22 protein-coding genes are annotated in these 19,823 nt (G+C 42.8%); 8 read left to right on the top strand and 14 right to left on the bottom strand.

All coding sequences use genetic code 11. The annotated features are described in order from the left end of the window. Positions 1–8: 8 nt before the first annotated feature. Positions 9–1,166: a serine hydrolase domain-containing protein gene (locus CHI14_RS14805; RefSeq protein WP_212676997.1), complete on the bottom strand. Its 1,158-nt coding sequence runs from the start codon at positions 1,164–1,166 to the stop codon at positions 9–11. A gap of 111 nt (positions 1,167–1,277) precedes the next feature. Then, entirely contained in the window at positions 1,278–1,943 is a 666-nt protein-coding gene (locus tag CHI14_RS14800) for a TetR/AcrR family transcriptional regulator (protein ID WP_095289275.1), read from the bottom strand. A gap of 232 nt (positions 1,944–2,175) precedes the next feature. Between CHI14_RS14800 and CHI14_RS14795 the strand changes: the two genes are divergently transcribed. Beyond that, positions 2,176–3,372 (top strand): MFS transporter, encoded by a 1,197-nt coding sequence (locus CHI14_RS14795; RefSeq protein WP_095289274.1) that lies wholly within the window; start codon positions 2,176–2,178, stop codon positions 3,370–3,372. A 206-nt stretch (positions 3,373–3,578) separates the two neighbouring features. Here the strand turns inward: CHI14_RS14795 and CHI14_RS14790 are convergent, their stop codons facing one another. Then, positions 3,579–4,154, bottom strand: a complete 576-nt coding sequence (locus tag CHI14_RS14790; RefSeq protein WP_095289369.1) for a TetR/AcrR family transcriptional regulator — start codon at positions 4,152–4,154, stop codon at positions 3,579–3,581. 170 nt (positions 4,155–4,324) lie between these two features. On the opposite strand from CHI14_RS14790, the gene CHI14_RS14785 reads away from it, so the two are divergent. Then, complete coding sequence (locus CHI14_RS14785; RefSeq protein ID WP_095289273.1) at positions 4,325–5,074, top strand: SDR family oxidoreductase; 750 nt, start codon at positions 4,325–4,327, stop codon at positions 5,072–5,074. Between the two features lie 326 nt (positions 5,075–5,400). Here the strand turns inward: CHI14_RS14785 and CHI14_RS14780 are convergent, their stop codons facing one another. Next, positions 5,401–5,583: a hypothetical protein gene (locus tag CHI14_RS14780; RefSeq protein WP_095289272.1), complete on the bottom strand. Its 183-nt coding sequence runs from the start codon at positions 5,581–5,583 to the stop codon at positions 5,401–5,403. Between the two features lie 79 nt (positions 5,584–5,662). Between CHI14_RS14780 and CHI14_RS30665 the strand changes: the two genes are divergently transcribed. The 3 genes from CHI14_RS30665 to CHI14_RS14770 all read left to right on the top strand — a co-directional run bounded on the left by CHI14_RS30665 (position 5,663) and on the right by CHI14_RS14770 (position 7,630). Continuing rightward, positions 5,663–5,797: a hypothetical protein gene (locus tag CHI14_RS30665; RefSeq protein ID WP_283163826.1), complete on the top strand. Its 135-nt coding sequence runs from the start codon at positions 5,663–5,665 to the stop codon at positions 5,795–5,797. Between the two features lie 42 nt (positions 5,798–5,839). Beyond that, on the top strand, positions 5,840–6,667 hold the full coding sequence (locus CHI14_RS14775) for a helix-turn-helix transcriptional regulator (protein ID WP_249281117.1): 828 nt from the start codon (positions 5,840–5,842) through the stop codon (positions 6,665–6,667). Positions 6,668–6,763: 96 nt separating this feature from the next. Continuing rightward, positions 6,764–7,630 (top strand): SDR family oxidoreductase, encoded by an 867-nt coding sequence (locus CHI14_RS14770; protein WP_095289270.1) that lies wholly within the window; start codon positions 6,764–6,766, stop codon positions 7,628–7,630. A 294-nt stretch (positions 7,631–7,924) separates the two neighbouring features. Here the strand turns inward: CHI14_RS14770 and pyrH are convergent, their stop codons facing one another. After that, a complete protein-coding gene (gene pyrH, locus CHI14_RS14765; RefSeq protein WP_095289269.1) occupies positions 7,925–8,662 on the bottom strand; it encodes a UMP kinase in 738 nt (245 codons plus the stop codon). A 516-nt stretch (positions 8,663–9,178) separates the two neighbouring features. Then, the gene (locus tag CHI14_RS14760; RefSeq protein ID WP_095289268.1) at positions 9,179–9,727 is read right to left on the bottom strand and encodes a P-loop nucleotide/nucleoside kinase family protein; all 549 of its coding nucleotides are present in this window, start codon (positions 9,725–9,727) and stop codon (positions 9,179–9,181) included. A gap of 310 nt (positions 9,728–10,037) precedes the next feature. Between CHI14_RS14760 and CHI14_RS14755 the strand changes: the two genes are divergently transcribed. Further along, a complete protein-coding gene (locus CHI14_RS14755; RefSeq protein WP_095289267.1) occupies positions 10,038–10,472 on the top strand; it encodes an Rrf2 family transcriptional regulator in 435 nt (144 codons plus the stop codon). A gap of 54 nt (positions 10,473–10,526) precedes the next feature. On the opposite strand, the gene CHI14_RS14750 is transcribed toward CHI14_RS14755, so the two are convergent. From CHI14_RS14750 to CHI14_RS14740, 4 genes are all read right to left on the bottom strand, one after another. After that, on the bottom strand, positions 10,527–10,889 hold the full coding sequence (locus CHI14_RS14750) for a hypothetical protein (protein WP_095289266.1): 363 nt from the start codon (positions 10,887–10,889) through the stop codon (positions 10,527–10,529). A gap of 337 nt (positions 10,890–11,226) precedes the next feature. Beyond that, the gene (locus CHI14_RS14745; protein ID WP_095289265.1) at positions 11,227–12,006 is read right to left on the bottom strand and encodes an alpha/beta hydrolase; all 780 of its coding nucleotides are present in this window, start codon (positions 12,004–12,006) and stop codon (positions 11,227–11,229) included. 502 nt (positions 12,007–12,508) lie between these two features. After that, positions 12,509–12,649, bottom strand: coding sequence for a hypothetical protein (locus tag CHI14_RS30040; protein WP_170948138.1), 141 nt, complete (start codon positions 12,647–12,649; stop codon positions 12,509–12,511). Positions 12,650–12,744: 95 nt separating this feature from the next. Continuing rightward, positions 12,745–13,422, bottom strand: a complete 678-nt coding sequence (locus CHI14_RS14740; protein ID WP_249281115.1) for a hypothetical protein — start codon at positions 13,420–13,422, stop codon at positions 12,745–12,747. A 543-nt stretch (positions 13,423–13,965) separates the two neighbouring features. Here CHI14_RS14740 and CHI14_RS14735 point away from each other — a divergent pair. After that, complete coding sequence (locus tag CHI14_RS14735; protein ID WP_095289264.1) at positions 13,966–14,766, top strand: hypothetical protein; 801 nt, start codon at positions 13,966–13,968, stop codon at positions 14,764–14,766. A 1,009-nt stretch (positions 14,767–15,775) separates the two neighbouring features. Here CHI14_RS14735 and CHI14_RS14725 read toward each other — a convergent pair. Further along, positions 15,776–16,417 carry a TetR/AcrR family transcriptional regulator gene (locus CHI14_RS14725; protein ID WP_095289262.1) on the bottom strand — a complete coding sequence of 214 codons (642 nt, stop codon included), beginning with the start codon at positions 16,415–16,417 and terminating at the stop codon, positions 15,776–15,778. Positions 16,418–16,646: 229 nt separating this feature from the next. Here CHI14_RS14725 and CHI14_RS14720 point away from each other — a divergent pair, with 229 nt between their 5' ends. Then, positions 16,647–17,534 carry an NAD(P)H-binding protein gene (locus tag CHI14_RS14720; protein WP_095289261.1) on the top strand — a complete coding sequence of 296 codons (888 nt, stop codon included), beginning with the start codon at positions 16,647–16,649 and terminating at the stop codon, positions 17,532–17,534. 340 nt (positions 17,535–17,874) lie between these two features. Here the strand turns inward: CHI14_RS14720 and CHI14_RS14715 are convergent, their stop codons facing one another. From CHI14_RS14715 to CHI14_RS14700, 3 genes are all read right to left on the bottom strand, one after another. Further along, positions 17,875–18,228, bottom strand: a complete 354-nt coding sequence (locus CHI14_RS14715) for a hypothetical protein (protein WP_095289260.1) — start codon at positions 18,226–18,228, stop codon at positions 17,875–17,877. A gap of 107 nt (positions 18,229–18,335) precedes the next feature. Then, positions 18,336–18,722 carry a nuclear transport factor 2 family protein gene (locus CHI14_RS14710; RefSeq protein ID WP_095289259.1) on the bottom strand — a complete coding sequence of 129 codons (387 nt, stop codon included), beginning with the start codon at positions 18,720–18,722 and terminating at the stop codon, positions 18,336–18,338. A 578-nt stretch (positions 18,723–19,300) separates the two neighbouring features. Further along, the gene (locus tag CHI14_RS14700) at positions 19,301–19,762 is read right to left on the bottom strand and encodes a GNAT family N-acetyltransferase (RefSeq protein WP_249281114.1); all 462 of its coding nucleotides are present in this window, start codon (positions 19,760–19,762) and stop codon (positions 19,301–19,303) included. Positions 19,763–19,823 lie beyond the last annotated feature (61 nt).

Genomic DNA, 19,823 nt, shown 5'->3' with positions numbered 1-19,823 from the left:
GCAGTTTTTTACTCAACTTGGTCACGCCGGCGACTGTTCCGCCCCCCGCCGAACACCTCCTCGACGAGCCTCTGCGTCACCTTCTGGAACGGCACTGCCAGTGACATTGCGGCGTCGTCCACATAGTTAATGGAGGCGGTCAGGGTCTTGCTGCCGTCGGGCGTGCTGTACATCAGTGCCGCGTAGCCCGATATACCGCCGTTGTGGGTGATGATGGTACCATCGCCGTTCGAGCCGGCGTCCTGTACGAACACCCCCAAGCCATAGCCGATTTTGGGGTACGGCTTGCACATCTCGGCCAGCAGAGGGGCCGGAAGGAGCTTGCCGCCCATCAGCGCCGAGATAAACGTGTGGAGATCCTGGGTGGTCGAGATCATGTCACCTCCGGTGGAGATCCAGGAGGGGTTCTGGCTGGTGACGTCGACCGTCTTCTGCTCGCCGTCGTCCTCGTACCGGTAGTAGGCGTGGGCGTGCGGCCCAGGGATCATCGGCTGGGTGTCTGGTACCAAGGTACCCGACAGCCCAAGCGGCCCCAGAATCAAACGCTGCATCTCCTCGGCGAGCGAGCTGCCGGTGACCTTCTCGATCAGCAGCCTGGCAAGCACGTAATTGGTGTTGGAATAGCTCCAGTCCGTTCCCGGCTCGAATCGCATCGGCTTGGTCAATGCCAGCTGTACCAGCTCCTCCGGCCGGTAGGTCTTGAATCGATTATCAACCCACTCCTGTCCCTGCCAAGGGATGCCCGGCACGACCGTCCCGTCTTCGTAGTACTCGCCGGTGAAGTTGAACACCCCGCTGGTATGCTGCAGCAGCATCCGCACCGTGATCCCCCGGTCCAGCCCGAACTCAGGCAGGTAGTCTACCACCGGGTCCTCCAGCCCGATCCTACCCTCGGCAACCAATTGCAGCACCACGGTCGCGGTGAAGGTCTTGGTATTGCTGCCGATCCGGAAGTGCCCGTTTGTAGGTGGCTTCGCGGCTTCGCCCAGCTTGCTCACCCCCGCGCTACCGACCCACTCGCCCTGCTCATCGTGCACGCGCAGCTGCACCCCTAGGAAACCGGAATCGACGATCTCCTGGATGGCCTTCTGCAGCTCCGGACGATCCAGCCTCGCAGCGAATCTTTTTTCCTTCATATTTTCTGACGAATTAAACTGATTCATCATATTCACATCTCCTTATAATAAGTTTAGTTTCTAACACACATTGAGCCTTGAACTATTCAACATACCAACCGACGGTATGTTAAGTTTAAAAATAAGCTGCCTTTCGGCAGTTTAGTTTTCGTTGCTGACTTCTCGAGCTGACAAACGGTACAATTCCTCGTAACGCTGAATCATTTGCTCATCGAACAGATCAAGCCCCAGACCTTTCAATATATCATCGAAAAGCCTTACCTTACGCAACATCATCTCGGGCGTAGTTTGAATGACCGCCGGGTTTAGCCAAAAGTTGGTGAGAATCATCAACGCTTCGCTTAGCTCTCTTGGATAGTCGGTTCGGATCGAACCGTCTCGCATACCCTGTTCGATGATGGGCTGAATATATAGGGGTACGCCTTTTATGAATATGTTCTCGAATTGTGCCGCCAGCAGCTTTGGATTGTTCAGGAGGCTCGGCGCCGTCGATGCCATTTCGTTCTGGGCTGGATTGTCTAGAGAAACACGGGAAATCTTCCGGAGCTTTTCAAGGCCGTTCAGCTCCTTGTCATCCCTGATACGGGACAGCATCTCGTCAGCGCCTTTGAACATATGGTCGGTGACAGCCTGGAAGATTTCTTCCTTTGACTTGTAGTGATGATAAATTGCCCCTTTTGTCAGCCCACCCAGCTCATTAATGATATCCTGAATGGAGGTCTGCTCGTATCCTTTTTGTATGAACAGGTTAAGAGCCACGGTTAGAATTTGGTTGATTGTTTCTTCGGGGTATTTATTCCTTGCCACTCACTTTCTCCTTTCATACATTCAGTTGGTATGTAAAAAATATATTCGATCATCCTTATAATGTCAATACCATAAAATCAAAATCATTTGATTTGGGTATTCAGGCGGGAGGCTCTGTTAGATGGAGGTTGAGATATTTTATAAAAAATGCGATTTACAAATCCTCCACCTGCGTATTAAGATGTTTACATCGTGTAAAGGTTGACACAATGTAAACAAAGGAGCTCATTTTATGTTACCAAAGTCGGTACGCTTCCCACTCTTCATTTTAATGTTAAATCTATTTATAGCTTTATTGGGTCAAGGAATGCTCATTCCAATATTGCCTGATTATTTGAAGCTATTCCATGCAGGCGGAACTGTCGCTGGTTTTCTGGTCGCTGCATTTGGTGCAGCTCAATTCTTATTTTCACCTCTGGGAGGACAATTATCTGATCGATTTGGACGCAAAAAGTTAATCATGGCCGGCATGTTTCTTTCGGTCATTTCTGATGTCATATTTGCGCTTTCGACTTCATTACCTCTGCTTTATGTTGCTCGCTTTATTGGCGGAATCAGCTTAGGTTTAATGATTCCATCGAACTTGGCCTATGTTGCCGATATTACGACCAACGAAACGCGAGCTAAGGGTATGGGGTATTTTGGAGCAGCCATGAATTTGGGAATGGTACTTGGACCCGGTCTTGGTGGTCTCATTGCCGAAATGGGCATACGCATGCCTTATTTCTGTGCAGCTGGTCTTGGATTGGTCGCTACACTGCTAACCCTCCTATTGCCCGAGACACTTGCGCCTGAAAAAAGAACGCGCTCTTTACGCAATCCGGATGGAAATCACTTTGGAAAAAAAGTTATGAGTTCCTTTAAAGTTCCCTATTTCAAGTACTTACTTCTGCTTCTCGTTATGACCTTCGGTCTCATGAGTTATGAGACGGTATTTGCCCTTTTCGTAGAGAAAAAATACGGGTTTAATGCTGCTACAATCTCTATCATTATTACCCTAGGGGCCATAATCGGTATTGTTATTCAAGTTTGGCTGCTGGATTGGTTTGTGAAAAGGATGGGAGAGATCAAGTTAATCAGACTATCTTTAATTATCGCGCCTATTGCTTTAATGCTAATGTTGATTAAAGTTAACCTTGCTTTTCTTTTATTCGCTTCTGCATTATTCTTTGCATTTAATTCTTTTTTGCGGCCTTCCGTCAGCACGCTAATATCCAAAAACGCAGGAGATCGACAAGGGTATGCATCTGGTCTGAATACCACATATTCCAGTCTGGGAACCATATTTGGCCCGCTTATTGCAGGTTCGTTATTTGACTCAAACATTAACCTTCCTTATATTTTTGGGGCAGTCATGCTTCTGGCTTCTCTGCCGCTTACCGTGAATGTATTCCGCTCCAAGAAAGGTAATTTATCTACAAGTGAATGAAAATTGGCATCGGCAATTAAAAAATATTCATCGTGATGATCTGATTTCAGCAGGTAAAGAGCTTACTTTGAATTATGGACGCTGATGAAGTGCACTGACAAAAAAAAGAAAGATCGAATGTTGGCTTGAACATTCAGTCTTTCTTTTTTATCGCATGAATTGTCTGCTAGATAACTTTTTTATATTTAATCCATTAAGCGCTAAAATTAGCGACTTCCCATGGAATAATATTCGTGTCCTTCGACACCTCGGTTAAGCAAATTCCAGAATTGTTCAACCATGACGGGCGGAGGATATGGCATCGAACGGATAATCCACCATTCCAATATCCCCACTGTTGCTGAAGTTAAAAATTGTACCGTAATGTCCCTGTTCATTTGCTTATCGAGATGGATTGAATCCAAATGCTCACTAAGATTTTCCCCAAACATGGTCTCCATTTGATTTCGAAATACTGTGCTTCTCTTACTCTTCAGCATGATGGAGTAGAAAGAAGCATGCTGTTCCAAATATTCAAAACTCTGAAGTAATGCGGTTTTGGAAGGAAGACGAGCTAGGTCATCTCCAGACATACAGTGTTGAAGTAACTGGTTCATTTGAGCAGTTATGCATTGCTCGCGAAGATCGTACTTGTCATCGAAATGCAAATACACCGTTCCTCGATGGACATTTGCTTCTAACGCAATCTGATTGATCGTTATGCTCTCGAATTCTTTTGCTGACATCAGCCTCATAAAAGCATCCATAATCGCTTTTTTCGATTTTTGAATACGCTTGGTCATCTCCTTCTCCCCTTTATCCCCCAAAATAATCACTTCAATGCCCTCTGTTGAAAAATCAACAAACGAGCTCGTTTTAACCATTGAGCCCCATTTATCGCCCTGATACATTCACTATATGAAACATATATTGACAATTCAACATATGTTCAATATGAAGAGGAGGAATCATCATGAAACTTACAGGAAACACGATTTTCATAACAGGCGGCGGTTCGGGCATTGGACGTGCGTTAGCAGAAGCGCTCCACCATCTTGGAAATAAAGTTATTATCTCTGGACGGAATAAGGAGCGTTTGGAAGAAACAATCCAAGCGAATCCCGGAATGTCCGCAATGGAATTGAATGTACAAGACCCTGGCAGCATAGAGAGGGCAGCCAAGCAGTTAATTGGAGAATTCCCGGATTTGAATGTCTTGATTAACAACGCAGGCATCATTCAACCCGATGATGCGGCAGGCGTGATCCATGAGGATGTTCTGGTTTCGACAGTCGCCACAAACTTGTTAGGTCCGATTCGGTTAACTTCTCTGTTAATCGACCATTTGAAATCCAAAGAAGAAGCCTTTGTCATCAACACGACTTCGATACTTGGATTTGTTCCATTAGCGGCAACGGCTGTATACTCCGCAACAAAGGCAGCACTTCATACATATACGCTGGCCCAAAGATACCTGCTTAAAGACACATCGGTAAAAGTAATTGAGATTGTACCGCCATGGGTTCAGAGCAATAACGATGAACCGCGTGCAATGCCACTTACAAGATTCATTGATGCAACGATAAAGATACTTGGCACGGAAACAGACGAAGTTTTGGTCGAAGAAGCGAAAGTGTTTCGAAATAACCCTGGCCCGAACGAAGCTGTTTTTGTGACCCAGCTTAACGATACGATGAAGTCTGAACCTCCAAAGATTCATTAATCCACCTATCATTTAATTTCTAAAATTATCCGACACATTGAACTGGAATTTGAGGAGATGCTGGAACATTGTCCTGTAGTCGCAGTCCCCTTCACCGACAAGGTGGAGGGGATTTTTTTCTTTGGCCAGATACATGTGCCCTTTCACGATTCTTGTCTAGAACCCGCCTCGAGAAATCTCCTCTGTTCGCGAATCTCTTCCCTCCTTAGGATGTACCGAGGATGCTCCAAAATACGATAGCCCTATGTACCTTTTCAAAAGGTACCATAGTCCGGAACCTGCACATATAAATACAAATCGATAGCTTACAAGAAATTCGCCAAATTCTAGTGCAGCTGCGTCGTAACCCCCCGGTTTGCAATCGGAACGTGCCCAGCATAATCTCTTCTTGCTCGCGCTTCCGAATCGATTTCCTGTGTCAACGCCTGCTTGTTGATGAGAATATCGACCGACAAGCCCAGTTCGGATATTAGTTTGGCCAGATTAGTTTGGCCAGTTGACGCGGACATTTGCTTGCCTCCTATCGATAGCAATGCACTGATGTAAATTATCTTAATCGTATTATCGGTAGGAGGGGTTAGCCACAGCATGCCTAAACTATTAATGGAAGTAACAGCAACGGTACTCATTATGGTTCTCTTTTGTGGCAACGAAACCTTAACAGAGATTATAATGATCGTATACGAAGTACTTGGAGTCCATTTGGTCCTTCCATATAAGTAATTAGAGGTGAGTTGCTTGAAAACAAATCGTTACTCATCCGCATTGGGGGAGTTCATAAAATCGCGCAGAGAACGCTTGCAGCCTTCAGAGGCAGGGATCCAGCCGCTGCCCGGACGAAGACGCACTCCGGGACTTCGAAGAGAAGAAGTCTCTTATCTTGCCAATATAAGCGTGACTTACTATGCCTGGCTGGAGCAAGGCAAGGAGGTTAATCCTTCGCCGGAAGTGCTGCTAAGTATCAGCAAAGCGCTTCAGCTTGACGAAGACGAGCAGAAACATCTATTCGATCTGGCCAATGTAGATGTAGCGAGTGTCGTCACAGTTCCAGATAATGTTGGGCCGGATACAGGAATTCTGCAGAAAATAGTAAAGCAACTGCATTATCCTTCTTTTATCACAGATGAAGGTACGGATGTTATCGCCTGGAATCGGGCGGCTGAACTGATCGTAGCCGATTTCGGCAGTCTGCCGGACAACGAACGGAATATGATGGAAATTATGTTTTTAAAGCCTGATTACCGCAACAGACTGGTGAATTGGGAAAGTGCTGCTCGTTACTCAGTAGCCGTTATGCGGGCAGGCTTCGATCTTTACAAGAACAACCCGTTATATATGGAACGGTTTGAACGCTTGAGACGGGAAAGCGTGGAGTTCGTACATTTCTGGGAGCTATATGAAATCAAACAAAAACGCGTAGCCACCGCTTTATTCCGTGTTCCTGACGCACAGGAGATGGAGTTCGAGCTCCATTCCACAGCTGTAATCGATAATGACCCGGGACTGCACTGGTGTTTCTTTGTTCCGGTGCCCGGTTCAGGTACGGAGGAGAGATTATTACGTTTACTTGAGCAGGACAGGCAGATACCGTAGACTGTTACTCCCGTTAATAGAATAGACGTGCTGTGGCTAGCTCCCTCTAGTTGTTTCTATAATTCAGTGGATGACAACGAATGGAGGGTGTTTAGCATGCAAACTTGGTTCATTACAGGAGCATCAGGAGGCTTGGGTTCACGTATAACTCGCCAGTTGCTTGATAGAGGGGACCGTGTAGCCGCAACGGTACGCAAGCCCGGGGTGCTGGATGATCTGCAGGCACAGTATGGCTCACAACTTTGGCAGGCTAATTTAGATCTGACAAACTCTCAGCAAATTGCCGAAGTGGTGGAACGTGCATTTTTAGAACTGGGCACGATCGATGTGTTTGTCAATAATGCAGCCTATGGCTTGTATGGCGCAGTGGAAGAAGCAAGCGACAGGCAAATTGAGCATCAGTTTATGACCAATGTGCTTGGCTCGCTACGTGCAGCGCGTGCAGTGCTGCCCTTTTTCCGTAAGCAGGGCGGCGGTCACATCGTACAGATTTCGAGTATGGCGGGTCATTATTCTATTCCGGGTATGGGACTGTATTGCTCTTCGAAATGGGCGGTCGAAGGAGCCTTTGAAGCGCTAGCTAAGGAAGTGGCTCCGTTCAATATTAAGACCACTATGGTGGAGCCCGGCGGAATCCGAACGAATTTCATTACAAGCAACGCCGTATTCGGCGAGCGGATGGACGAATACCGGGATACGGAGGCGGGCCAATTCGTTAGCCTGATGAAGGGAGAACTGCCTGGTATAGATATGAGCATGTTCAATCAAATGGTTGTCGGCGATCCGGATAAAATGGCGCAGCAGATTATCCGTCGTGTCGACCAGGGAGCGGGTCCAATACGTATGGCGTTGGGCAGTGACGCCTATGAGCAAATCCGGACAGCCCTTCTGGATAGACTGGCCGCTCTGGAAGCACAGAAAGAGCTGGCTTACTCCACTGATTCAGATGATGTGGTAAAATAATTTTAAAGGATACCAAAGAATTCGACATCCACGTCAACTGATATGCTCCTCTGAAGTAGCCGGTTTATTTATTTATCCTGCCTACTTAAAGGGGAGCATATTTAAAACTTGCCCTTACTTATGATACGTTTCCCCGTAATGTATCCAGGCACAAAGTAAAGTTTGACCACAAGATATAGAGATCAGTATAAACACAAACCCACTCCTTTGGCGGAGTGGGTTTGTGTTTATAACTTCTCTTTTATGGAACTATCGTTCTGTGAAATCAAGGGAGTGTAGTATTTCTAACCTATTTCATTCCAACTCTAAAACGGATTCGCCACTAATTATCGTACCGTTATTCTTACCTTCACAAATTTCTTTTATTGAACCTGGTTTATCGAAGTTAAACACATGCATTGGCAGATTGTAGTCTCTTGCTAAAATGAAAGCGGATTGGTCCATAACCTTTAAGTTATGTTTTAAAACATCGTTGTAATGAAGCGAGCGAAATTTCCTTGCATCTTTATCTAATTTAGGGTCTGCATTAAGAACACCATCTACGCCTTGCTTTGCAACTAATAAAGCGTCACAATGAACCTCGATGGCTCTTTGTACTGAAGGATAGTCTGTCGTAACGTAAGGTTGACCGTTCCCCCCTGCAAAAATTAAAATATAGCCCTTTTCTAGATGGTGGTTTGCTCTTAGACGGATGTATGGTTCTGCAACTGAAGTGATAGGTATTGCCGTCATTACACGTACTTCCTTTTTGGTCTTGGCTTTAAGAACTCCACGAAGCATTAAACTATTTACTACAGTCGCAAGCGTCCCGATGTTATCAGCTTCTGCCCTTTCTATCCCCCAGCTTTCCGCCATATTCCCTCTAAAAATGTTACCCCCACCTATAACTAACGATACTTCAACGCCTAAGTTTATTACTGACATAATTTCATCCGCAATATAGTCTAACCTTTCTGGCTCAAAACCAAATTCAGAGTTTCCTGCTACTGCTCCACCACTTAGCTTTACGAGAACCCTTTTGTACCTTGACAATGATTACACCCCCATAAAAATAAAAACACTAAAGCATTAAATGCTTTAGTGTTTTGATGGAATGGAAATATGAAATTACGCAAGTTGACTGAATGTAAGTCTTCCGTTTCCACCTCATACTCCCACCCCTTTCCAGTAATTTTTCGTCAACTTATTCTATACTGTGTAGAAGTAAAAAACAACTATCGTAAAACATGGAGTTTCAACCATATATTATACGACCAAACTAGAGAACGACGCAGGGAGCGATTCCATATGGGCAGGCACCTTCCGTGGGATGTGACGACCATGATCCATTCAAAAAGAAATAGCCCTGTGTACCTTTTTAAGCATATATACAAACCCATGCCCCACAAAGAAGTATTCCACAAAAATATACATCATTGAATATGAAAAATCTGCTCCTTATATGCAGTGGTAAGCAATCAGAATAACACTTCCATCATGGGTTTTCGTTATGTAGCAAAATGTAACATCTACGCAATCGTCTATCGTTTGTTTAACTTTTGTCTCACATTAAATAGTGAGTAAAGAAGACTTTTTTTCAATTACAGCTTTTATTGTTGAAACACTTTGTTCGATCGATTGATTTGTTGTGTCAATAATATTGGATTCATAGTGACCCAAATTGTTAAATTGCTCCCACATTTGTTCTACCAACGCAATGTTTGCACCTTCATCCAATTTAGAACGATTGATTGCTCGTTTCATTGTTTCTTCTTTAGTCGCTCTTAAGATAATGTAATGTACTTCATAATTATCTTGAACGGCTTTTAACCACGGCTCCAGGAACCAAGGACCAACAATTCCATCTATAATCACATCGAACTCACCGCGTGAAAAACGTTTTGCAGCTTCCAAAAAGGCTTCAATAACAATTAAGTTTTGTTCTTGTGATTCCGGTAAAAATGGAGGGATTGCCCCCTTGTGAATATAGTGATAGAAATCATCAGTGTGCATATGTACTGACTTTGACAAATTTGACTCTATAGCAACAATTGATGCCGTTGTACTTTTACCAGTCCCTGGTGAACCAGTAATTATAACAATTCTGCCTTGTTTCATAAATATACCCCCCAAAGATTATTCTCACTTCATCGACGTGACTATATTCAACGACAATCACCTATACCACCATAACGATACCATATAATACACAAACATCAAATATTTAGGGTGATATATCTATAACTGAAGTATCCTGCCCGTTAGTTGAAAAAGCAGCCGATCATAGTTCAGCTTGCTTAATATTATCTGAGGAGAATCATAAAGTCCTTGGAAGTGATCTTTGACCCACCTTTTACCTGCTGATGATGCCGTCAATTGACCTGTTCTTTAAATGAAACTATACTATTTAGCAAAGAAGGTGAGTAGATTGAAACAAATAAGTAGTCGCTTTTCGATGGCAGTCCATATTTTGTCTATGATCTCGCTGGACCCCCTATATAGTACAGGCGATCGAATTGCCCGTAGCATCAATAGTAACCCTGTAGTAATTCGAAGGATTATGGCCCAGCTTAAAAAAGCAGGTTATATTGATACAAAACCAGGAGTTGCGGGGGCCTCTCTTCTGATCTCTCCTGAAAAATGTACCCTACTGGATATCTTCCAAGCCGTCGAATCTGTGGATGGAAATCAGCTTTTCAAAATTCACAAGGATACGGACCCCAATTGTTCTGTAGGAATGAACATTGAATCCATTCTATTACCCCAATTCTCTAATGCACAGAAGGCTATGGAGCATGAACTAGCTTCTGTTACCCTAGCACAGATTGTAGAGCAACTACGGATAAAGGCAAATGCAAAATAAAGCTACTCCTCTGATGGAGTAGCTTTATTTTGCATTTTATGATTTTGCACCAAGTCAAACAGAAGCTTGCGCAGGCTCAACATATTCAATAAAACTACCATCAGGATGTTGAACAAAAACGCTTGGACCAATAGGACCATGCTGATCTCTTACGATAAGTGTATTTTGTTTTTTTAATTCTGCCTTCAATTCGTTCATGGAATCAACATACACCACTGCTCGGAGTGATCTAGCAGGCTCCAAGGCCTCTGCACTTCCTGATACAATGACGTAAGGATATACTGTGGCTAAAGATAAGCCAGCCTCGGGAATATTCCACGTGCGATCCATAGATCGGTTAGCAAGAGATTCATAATATGTAACAGTTAATTCCAGTTGCTCGGTAAAAACGGGTATAAAATGATTTATGATTTTCATGTTAACCTCCTGTTTTTATTTTTAAATATAACCATAATGGTTATAACTAATTTAGTTATATATAATTGTTTTGACACTGTCAAGCTTTCAAAAAGGATCGACATGGCCAAAAATGATAGAAGCGTTTTATGGTTCTCCTTGTTAAGGCTGAAGTCTAATATTGAAAGAACTCTATGAACCTCTGAACTCTTCAGGCAGTGATTAAACTATCCTGCCCGTTAGGTGAACAAAAAACAGCCGATCACAATGCATCAGCTGCTTTCTTAATTGTATAGAGTTAACGTTTCCCGTTAGTTCAATTAATATCAATTCTACTATTGATAGGTTACGGTACATGTCATACACGATCTAAAGGAAGCCATCTCAACACGTCTTGAATCGTTTTATCCCAGAATGCCCAATCGTGTACACCTGGCTCTTCAGCGTAAGTGTAATCCAGTGAAGATCGCTCAAACGCTTCCTTCAGTTCAATATTTAGATCGTACAAGAAATCATTCGTACCACAAGCTTGGTAAAACGCGGGTTTCGGTCCAGACGTGCGATCATTGGACTGAATCAGATGATAAAGATCGTTATCTGTTCCTGCATGGGGCCCGTCTCCGAATGCGAGACGCAGAAACGGAGGAATCTCGCCGTCCGGCCCCGGGCTCCAAAACGGGAAATTACCCGTCGAAAGTCCAGCCGCCGCAGCGAACATATCAGGTTTGCTTAGCGCCCATTTGAATGCGCCGTAACCTCCCATCGATAACCCAGCGACGTAATTTTCCTCGCGAGCGTCTGATAGCGGAAACAAGGACCGGGCAATCTGTGGCAGCTCTTCCATCAGGAAGGTGCCGTACTTTCCTCCGTACGCCATATCCGTGTAGAAGCTTAATTGTACTTGAGGCATCACGACAGCAAGGCCCAGCTCCGAAACATAGCGTTCGATCGATGTACGTCTCATCCAAATCGTATCGTCATCAGAGCCGCCATGCAGCAGCCAGAGGACGGGATGCCGTTCCCGGATAGCAACGCCTTTCATCCCGATTTGCCCCCTGGTTGCCTGAGGTACAATAACGGTCATTGACGTGCTGAGTCCTAACGTTTCCGAGAAATAATTGCATCGAATCATTGCCATTGTACATTCTCCTCACATTCAAATTATTTAAACAACCACATTCCTTTTCCGTTCGGTCAATGCCGGTTGTTATCATTGCCATCTCTGCCCTGTATATGTTTGATTTCATTGTAAGGGAAGCGCTTTCATATTTATATACAACAAATCCGACATATTTTCATTTCATAATTCGAGTTTTAAGAAATATAGGCACGCTTAAAAACATTAAAATTCACGTTTCAAAGTAGTTAAGGTATTTTTCGCTAAATGAAGAAAATGATTATCATCCTGGTCTTTTAGTGAACAAAAGCAGTTGCCCCCATTAATCAGCTGCTTTCATTATATGATTGAACTAACGTTTCCCGTAAGCTTAATGACTTGTGACGCCTTTCACCATGATAAATTCATTTAAATGCTAAGTAAATACATCATTATACAAACAAAAAACCACCCCCGACATGAACTGCACCCCAATTGTTAAACACAACTACCAATTGGAGGTGCAGTTTTTTTATGAGTAAATTCAGTTCAGAATTTCTCCCTGAATCGCTAGGCTTCCAATCGCCTTAAATCGTTCTACCTCTATGGTTTTGCCGAAATAATCGGCTGGATCAACGTCTTCCATCAGTCCCCATTCGACCATTTCTGGCGTACGGGTCAGCAATTTCCGATGCGACTGTCGAGAATCCTCCGCTGGATATTCCTCGAATCTTCTTTCGATGAAATGTTGAATAACCGCCCCGTAAAGGGGCGGTTTTCTTAGGCTTGCATAAATGATTCTAACGGTTCCAGAATCGCGAACGTTTTCTTTGCATCCTTCTTCCGTTGTTCATCATAAAGTTTGGTCAACTCTTCGAATGATTTAGCTTTAATCTTCGTATAACTCGATTTGGTGTATCTGATTATGTACGTCTTTACCCCCTCCTCTTCACTCCACTCGTAAACGACATCATATTTGTCCCTCAAATTCTTTAAATGAAGTGACCGGCGCAACACTGCAAAGTGTTCTTTAATGGCTTCATCGCATTCCTCCATAATCTTCTCGTATGTGCAGCCAACTCGCATCAGAATCTCCGATGCCCGTTCATGGCCGTATCTCGCGAGAAATTCCTTCAATGAAACCAGCGCATATAGCAATATTTGTTCCTTGTCATTCGGATTCCTGTATTCATAACAGCCTACAACCAAAGTGCGGTCGGTCATCTCCTCCTTACTGAATTGCATATTAAACAAATACTCGAGTGTCTTTTGCTTCATAACGGTTTCCAACATCTGTTCTTTATCAATCCTGATGCCCGTTGTCACCCACGGAAACGGTAGTTGGCCGTTACCTTCACGCGGTATGCTGCCCCTAAGATTCAAAATCGGCATACCCGTAGCAATTGCGTACGACCTGTTATATCCTTCACCCGCGAATATTTCCTGTTCTTCTAGCATGTGTCCTGCCTCCTTTTAGTACCAAGTTCCATTCGGCGACTATTGCATATCCATAAAACTACCACTTTTTTTGTGCTGGTCTCTTATTAGTTCATCAGCGCTTTTCATTAACCCACGAGGATATTTATGGAATATATTGTATCATAAGAGAACAATAAGTCCATCTAATGGTTCCGTTGTCCTGTCCGTTGGCTAATGCTAGCTGCCAGTCTACAACTTTATTTTCACAGAACAGCTGAAGCCCAGGCGACCGGCACGCCGCTGCTCTCTCCGATCCGGACGAGATCCGCGCAGCTTCATAGCGCCCACCGGCGCAGCTCACACCCAGGACGGCCCACTAGTTTACTCCCTTTACAGGCTAAGAGTGATGTCCGGATTATAAATTCCTGAATGACGTTAACCTATTTGCTGCTGCGACTATAATTATAGATTACTGAGTGCTGTGAAGCCGTTAAGGATGTAGTATATAATGGTAAAAAATAGACCTTATAACTTGACTGTATTTTTGAGCACATCGGATAACGAATACGCGGAGGGATGGTTTTGAACCGGAGGATTTGGTTTCTGGCTGTAATCACATTGATATTAACAGTAGCATTAACAGCCTGTGACAGACATTCGACATCAGAAAAAAAAGCAGCAACCGCGAAGATTGAAAAACACCTGGCGGAAAAGTATGAAAAGGAATTTGCAGTGGATACAGCTGATGATCTCTTTATACACATTCCTGGAGAACTCACTGGAGATGTAGTGGGCTTTGAAACACAGGCTTATCCGGTAGATGCGCCCGAAGAAACGTTTAAGGTAGAGTATTGGGAAGAAAAGGGCATCATTGAGGATGACTACATAAATCACCTTATGGCAGGGAAATTGAAAAGCGAATTATCGGAGCTCATATCTCCCATTTTGGGCAGGGACATTAAAATCGACGCCGGATATGATAATGGGGCCTGGGGAAATATGCCGGATACTAAATACACTCCCGCAACATTAACCGGGGATTATGATTACTCTGCTCTTGTTGACGTATATGTGAAGCAAACGAAGAGCATAGATAAAATGGCTGAAGCAAAAAATATTGACTTAATCCAGAGAAGCTTGCTGCAAAAAGGGATAGAGGATGTAATGATCGCTTTCTACTACATGAGTCCTGATGAATTTGAACTTATTGAACAAATCAGAAAAGAAGATGAAGAGAACAATCTCTATCAGATATGCCGGGCCTCTGCCTCATGCATAGTTGCTTCCGGAAGGGTAGATGAAGGCGAAGTTGTGGACGGCTATAACCAGATATTGGCGGAGTTTGACTTGTACAGAGAGGCTCCTTATCAGCCCGTGGAGTAACAAAAGCAGCTGAATTCGCTCTTTATTGATTGTTTCGTCATTTAAAAGAAGCAGGGCAGAGATTCTCAACTATTGAAGAATCTCTGCCTTTTTTTGATCTCCTGTGGGGTGCTTCAGCACGGAGCAGCGGTTCGTTCGCAGAGCGTCCGGAGGGAAAATAACAGGATTCCAGATAAGCTCCGCAGGTTGGCGGGTCGAGTCAGATTCTGGAGAAGACTTTCACGTGCCACGCGTAGACTATATAAAGGGGCAATAGTATATTCACTCTTAAGAACACTCATGCAAATCATTCTCGTTAAATGAATTGGCTTTTGACGAATTCATCATCACTTTGAAAATGTGAGGATTCTGCCCGTTAGTTGAACAAAAGCAGCCAATCATATTAATCAGCTGCTTCTTTGTTTTATTGAGTTATCGTTTCCCGTTATCTTAGTCCATTTAAGAATTTCTATTCCAAAATAACAAAGTTCGAAATAATAAAATACAGCACTAAAATGATTACAGTAAACACTACAACATTAAAGATTAGCACATTAACTGATCTTCGATTCCTGTAATAAGCAACTGCTATAAAACTTGAAATTAGTGATAATATTGAAAATGTAATACTAAGTACAGTAAATAAAAACATCGACAAGAATGCCATTATCCCCAGAATATATGAGATCCGAATTATGCCCAAGTTCATTCCCCTTTGATCTTTCATGGGTACCTCACACCTAACCTCAAATATATCCTTATATTACCATGTTCGGAACTTAACTGCCCGTTAGTTGAACAAAAGCAGCTGATCAAATTGATCAGCTGCCTTCTAGGTATTATTGAGCTATCGTCTCCCGTTAGCAAAATGACTTACTGTGATAGGGTTCACCACGCTGTCTCTAACCGCTAAGTTTAATGGTCATCTTCCCGGATGGCCTTTTAGCGTTATACGGTACAAATTTTACAACAATTACTCCGATAACTGGACGATAGCATCAATGAGAACAGTCGTAGGAAACGAACGCGTTTACGAAATGGTTTGTAAAATGCGAATGATTTCTTTTTCGATAAACGATTCGTCAACAGTATCCAGATATTCAGGACTAATCACTTGATACTGTTTCATTCTATAAAACTCCATTACGGCTTGTTTCAAGGTCAGATCATACCATTGAATACTAAAAGTCGGTTCCATAATACGCCGAAGCGTAGCATCATCTTGAACTAAGGACAGCGCAGCGTGCATTCTGTTAAAAATCTTCTTATCCATACCGGATTGAAAAAAAGATTGTAAATTTTTAATTCTGTTTTGTTGAGCAACGGAAATATTTTCATAAAGGCGTGGATAAAACTCCTTGAGGTCTTGTAGGAATAAATCGGATAAATAAATTACACCTATTAACGATTCCAGAAACGTTTTTTGAAACCGATCAATATATGAAACGGAATCATCATATACAACAGTGTCAGCCTGCTGCAAATACTGAATTCCATACTCTACAACCTGTTCGATGATATCATCTTTGGATGAAAAGTGCTTGTAAAGCGTCACTTTACTAATATCCATATGTTTTGCGATATCGTCAATTTTCAGTTGGCTGAACCTGGTTCTTCTAATTACAGGTTTGATTTTATTGAGATATTGATCTGCGCTCACGGGTTTTCTCACGATTGAAGCCTCCTCTAATGCTCATCAAATCATATTATATCAAAATAGCTGTATCAATAAACAATATTTAATAAAAATATTAAATTAACTAATTTAATTATTTTAGTTTACTTAGTTAATTTATCGTTGTATAATCTCTCTTGTAATGAATAGCCAATCGCGGAAGGGATAACGGTCTCAAAAGCGATATACATTTCTCAAAATCACATTATTAAAAGGAGAATACACAATGAAAATCACAGTTCTCGGCTCACTCGGCAATATCAACCGCAACTACCTGCCAAACCTAATCGCAGACGGCCACGATGTCACCGTCATCACAAGCTCCAAAGATCGTATCGCCGACATCGAAGCGCTTGGTGCCAAACCAGCGGTCGGCTCAAACCTCGACGTCGAATTCCTCGCGCAGGCGTTCGCAGGTAGTGACGTCGTTTACCTCATGATTTCGGGCATCAATTATACCTCTGGCACCGACATGTGGCAGACCGCTATTAATCTTGCTGAAAATTATAAGGCCGCTGTGATAAAATCAGGCGTAAAAAATGTCGTCAACCTCAGCTCAGTCGGCGCCGACAACGCAAACGCCGGCATTCTCTACAGCTATCATATTGCAGAAGACGCGCTAAACTCGCTTGAAAGCGTGAACGTTGTCCACATACGGCCTGTCGGCTTTTACAGCAATCTTTTTGCCGACATGCAAAGCCTCAAAACCCAGCAGACTATCTTCAGCCCAATTTCAGTTGACATCCCACAAGGCTGGGTCAGCCCCGTTGATATTGCAGACGTCGTTTACGCCATGATTTCTCACACCCCAGCGGGTAAAAGCGCGAAGTTCATAGTTAGTGACTGGGCCACAGGCAACGACTGGCTCAACGCCCTTGCTGAGAAAGGTATCGAAGCCAAATACAAACAAATCCCCGTTGAAGCTCTTGCTGAGAATATGAAAAAAATCGGCTTCCACGAAAACACTGCCAACGGCTTTGCCCAAATGAACCGCGCCTGCGAGAACGCCGACGAATTCTACGCCAGCCTCCGTGCAACCGACTACCACCTCGGTAAAGTCAAGGTCGGAGACTTTGCAAAGGTTTTTGCAGACATATATAATAAATTTGTTTAAACATTCCAGAATACTGTTTAACCTGCGGATGAGAACGCGCCTAAGTGCTCTACTTCTTTCGATAACTTGACCCGCAGAATCTTGAGACGGCAGCCTGTTCATCCTGCTCTATTCTCAGACCTCGAACAGGGTTTTACTCCGACTTGGTTTGACATATACAGAACAAAGCTCGCTGAAGTGATAGCGAGCTTTGTTCTGTACTGATAAATGCGCACAAAATCTTTACCTGTGATAAGGTTCATTCGAATAAATTTAAACTAAACTGCCCGTTAGTTTAACAAAAGCAGCCGATCACAGGGATCGGCTGCTTTTCTTAGTTCTATTACGCTATCGTTTCCCGTTAGTTTAACGGCTTATTATTTCTTTTGGGAGTTGGAAAGTCCACAAATTGAATTTTAAATAAATCCAAAACCGCAATTATAGACAACGCAAAACCACTGTTCCATACCTCATCTATCCAATTCTCTTCAAATTTCTGCGTACATTCGTTAATAAAATCTTGATTGATCAAGATTGAAGTTACTTCTGACAATTCAGAATATAGATATTCCCTAACTCCAATTTTCTGTATCGTCCATCTTAGCCCTGTCAGAAGCCCCTTCTCGTGTTCGCCTGTCGCGTTCTCATATGAAGCTAACCAATCAAGTAATTGTCTTTTTCGATCTGGAGTAATTTCTACAGTAATCGTGAACATTAAATCAACTCTTTTGATGTAGTTTAGCAGTCCATTTATTAAAATATATTCTTTAATCTGAGGTCTATGGATGAACTGTTGTTACCCGTTAGTTTAACAAATGTGGCTCAACTGTAATCTTCAATTAACGAGAATTTTCCTTCCTTTATCTTAAATGTTGAATTACCTTTTAACTCCAGCTTATCCCCGCTCTTTAATCCATTCGGTAAATTGACAGCTAAGATACCCTCGTAATTGATTCCAACCTCTACGTTGTCATCCCTTATAACATTGTAATCGGTAATTGTCTGGCGACGGCTGGAGAACATCGTTGCGGACTGTTCTGCCAACTCCCTAAATGCTTGTATTCCTCTGGTTTCTATTGTCGTTTCTCCACTGGAAATATTTCTGAATATTATGTCCTTATGCAAAAGTTCAACCATTCTTTCAATTTCATATGAATTGTATGCTTCAATATAATTTTCAATTATATCCCTTATTCCCTTACTATCCATAACAGGACTCCTCTCTTGACATAAAGGTGATACCTTGGTAAACCAAAACAACTAATTCTCGATGTCATACTACGATCTATTTAATCTATTGCCAGTTAGCTTAAAAATGACAGGGGTTAAATTCTTTTCAATTTAGATATTCCAAAATCCAGGACTAATCCAAACACAAACCAAAATATTATATAAAGTAAATAGAGTAGCGTGAATGAAACTTTAAAACCGTAGGATTCAATTATCCAAAAAGGGGGACTCGTAAAAAATAATAATAAGTTTTTATCATCTTTCCCCATAATGCTATACAGGACGACGACAATAGCGATGATAGTCAACCAAAAGCTTAACCTCTTAAATATTCTCACAGGATTGCCCTCCTGAACTCGCTAATTCAAAACGAAGCGGATCGTAAAGACAGCAACACCTTTATCCAGTGCCTTATCATCTTATTAATCTATGCAAAAAGAGTAGAAAAAAGCAGCCGATCACACTGGTCAGCAGCTTTCTTAATTTTGAGTCCACCTGCCTCATGACGCGTTAATTCATCCTATCTTCTGTCTCTACGAAGATCAAATACCTGCTGCTCAGTCCCAGTGCTTTTCTAGCGCTTCTTCACTTTGAGAAAAACCATTCCTTGAATAGAACTCTACGCTCTCGCTGCTTGGCCAAAGGATGAGAAACTCGACCTCATTCTCTTTGGACCAATTTTCCATAGCTTTATGGATTTTTGACCCGATACCTAAGTTTCTGAAAGCCGGACGAGTATAAACATTGGTAACGTAACCGTAATAAGGATCTGGAGATTTTCCTGGACGCGGAACTTTATGTATTAGCTGCAGATACATATGTGATACAAGACCTCCACCAATTTCTGCAATCCAAATATACCAGTCTCCGCTTTGGATTGCTTTTAGCAAAAACTCACTACATATCTGGTTAAATTCCTCAAATGTAACGACATTATTAGCACACTCCTCTTCTGAAAAATCCCAACGCATTTGTACAAGCTGAGGTATATCCTCCGACGTTGCCAAACGAACTAGCATCATACACCCCCTACTATTGTAAATATATTCAAATTTATCTTAACACACCTTCACGCTAACC

Origin of the sequence: Paenibacillus sp. 7516 (assembly GCF_002272715.1) — a bacterium.
Classification (GTDB): domain Bacteria; phylum Bacillota; class Bacilli; order Paenibacillales; family Paenibacillaceae; genus Paenibacillus; species Paenibacillus illinoisensis_A.
This window is presented reverse-complemented; position numbering and strand designations above follow the sequence as displayed.

What these genes read in the sequence shown, in the direction of transcription:
- CHI14_RS14805 (WP_212676997.1), bottom strand. Translation starts at nt 1,166, where the DNA reads ATGATGAATCAGTTTAATTCGTCAGAAAATATGAAGGAAAAAAGATTC.
- CHI14_RS14795 (WP_095289274.1), top strand. Translation starts at nt 2,176, where the DNA reads ATGTTACCAAAGTCGGTACGCTTCCCACTCTTCATTTTAATGTTAAAT.
- CHI14_RS14790 (WP_095289369.1), bottom strand. Translation starts at nt 4,154, where the DNA reads ATGACCAAGCGTATTCAAAAATCGAAAAAAGCGATTATGGATGCTTTT.
- CHI14_RS14785 (WP_095289273.1), top strand. Translation starts at nt 4,325, where the DNA reads ATGAAACTTACAGGAAACACGATTTTCATAACAGGCGGCGGTTCGGGC.
- CHI14_RS14780 (WP_095289272.1), bottom strand. Translation starts at nt 5,583, where the DNA reads ATGTCCGCGTCAACTGGCCAAACTAATCTGGCCAAACTAATATCCGAA.
- CHI14_RS30665 (WP_283163826.1), top strand. Translation starts at nt 5,663, where the DNA reads ATGCCTAAACTATTAATGGAAGTAACAGCAACGGTACTCATTATGGTT.
- CHI14_RS14770 (WP_095289270.1), top strand. Translation starts at nt 6,764, where the DNA reads ATGCAAACTTGGTTCATTACAGGAGCATCAGGAGGCTTGGGTTCACGT.
- CHI14_RS14760 (WP_095289268.1), bottom strand. Translation starts at nt 9,727, where the DNA reads ATGAAACAAGGCAGAATTGTTATAATTACTGGTTCACCAGGGACTGGT.
- CHI14_RS14750 (WP_095289266.1), bottom strand. Translation starts at nt 10,889, where the DNA reads ATGAAAATCATAAATCATTTTATACCCGTTTTTACCGAGCAACTGGAA.
- CHI14_RS14745 (WP_095289265.1), bottom strand. Translation starts at nt 12,006, where the DNA reads ATGGCAATGATTCGATGCAATTATTTCTCGGAAACGTTAGGACTCAGC.
- CHI14_RS14740 (WP_249281115.1), bottom strand. Translation starts at nt 13,422, where the DNA reads ATGCTAGAAGAACAGGAAATATTCGCGGGTGAAGGATATAACAGGTCG.
- CHI14_RS14720 (WP_095289261.1), top strand. Translation starts at nt 16,647, where the DNA reads ATGAAAATCACAGTTCTCGGCTCACTCGGCAATATCAACCGCAACTAC.
- CHI14_RS14715 (WP_095289260.1), bottom strand. Translation starts at nt 18,228, where the DNA reads ATGTTCACGATTACTGTAGAAATTACTCCAGATCGAAAAAGACAATTA.
- CHI14_RS14710 (WP_095289259.1), bottom strand. Translation starts at nt 18,722, where the DNA reads ATGGATAGTAAGGGAATAAGGGATATAATTGAAAATTATATTGAAGCA.
- CHI14_RS14700 (WP_249281114.1), bottom strand. Translation starts at nt 19,762, where the DNA reads ATGCTAGTTCGTTTGGCAACGTCGGAGGATATACCTCAGCTTGTACAA.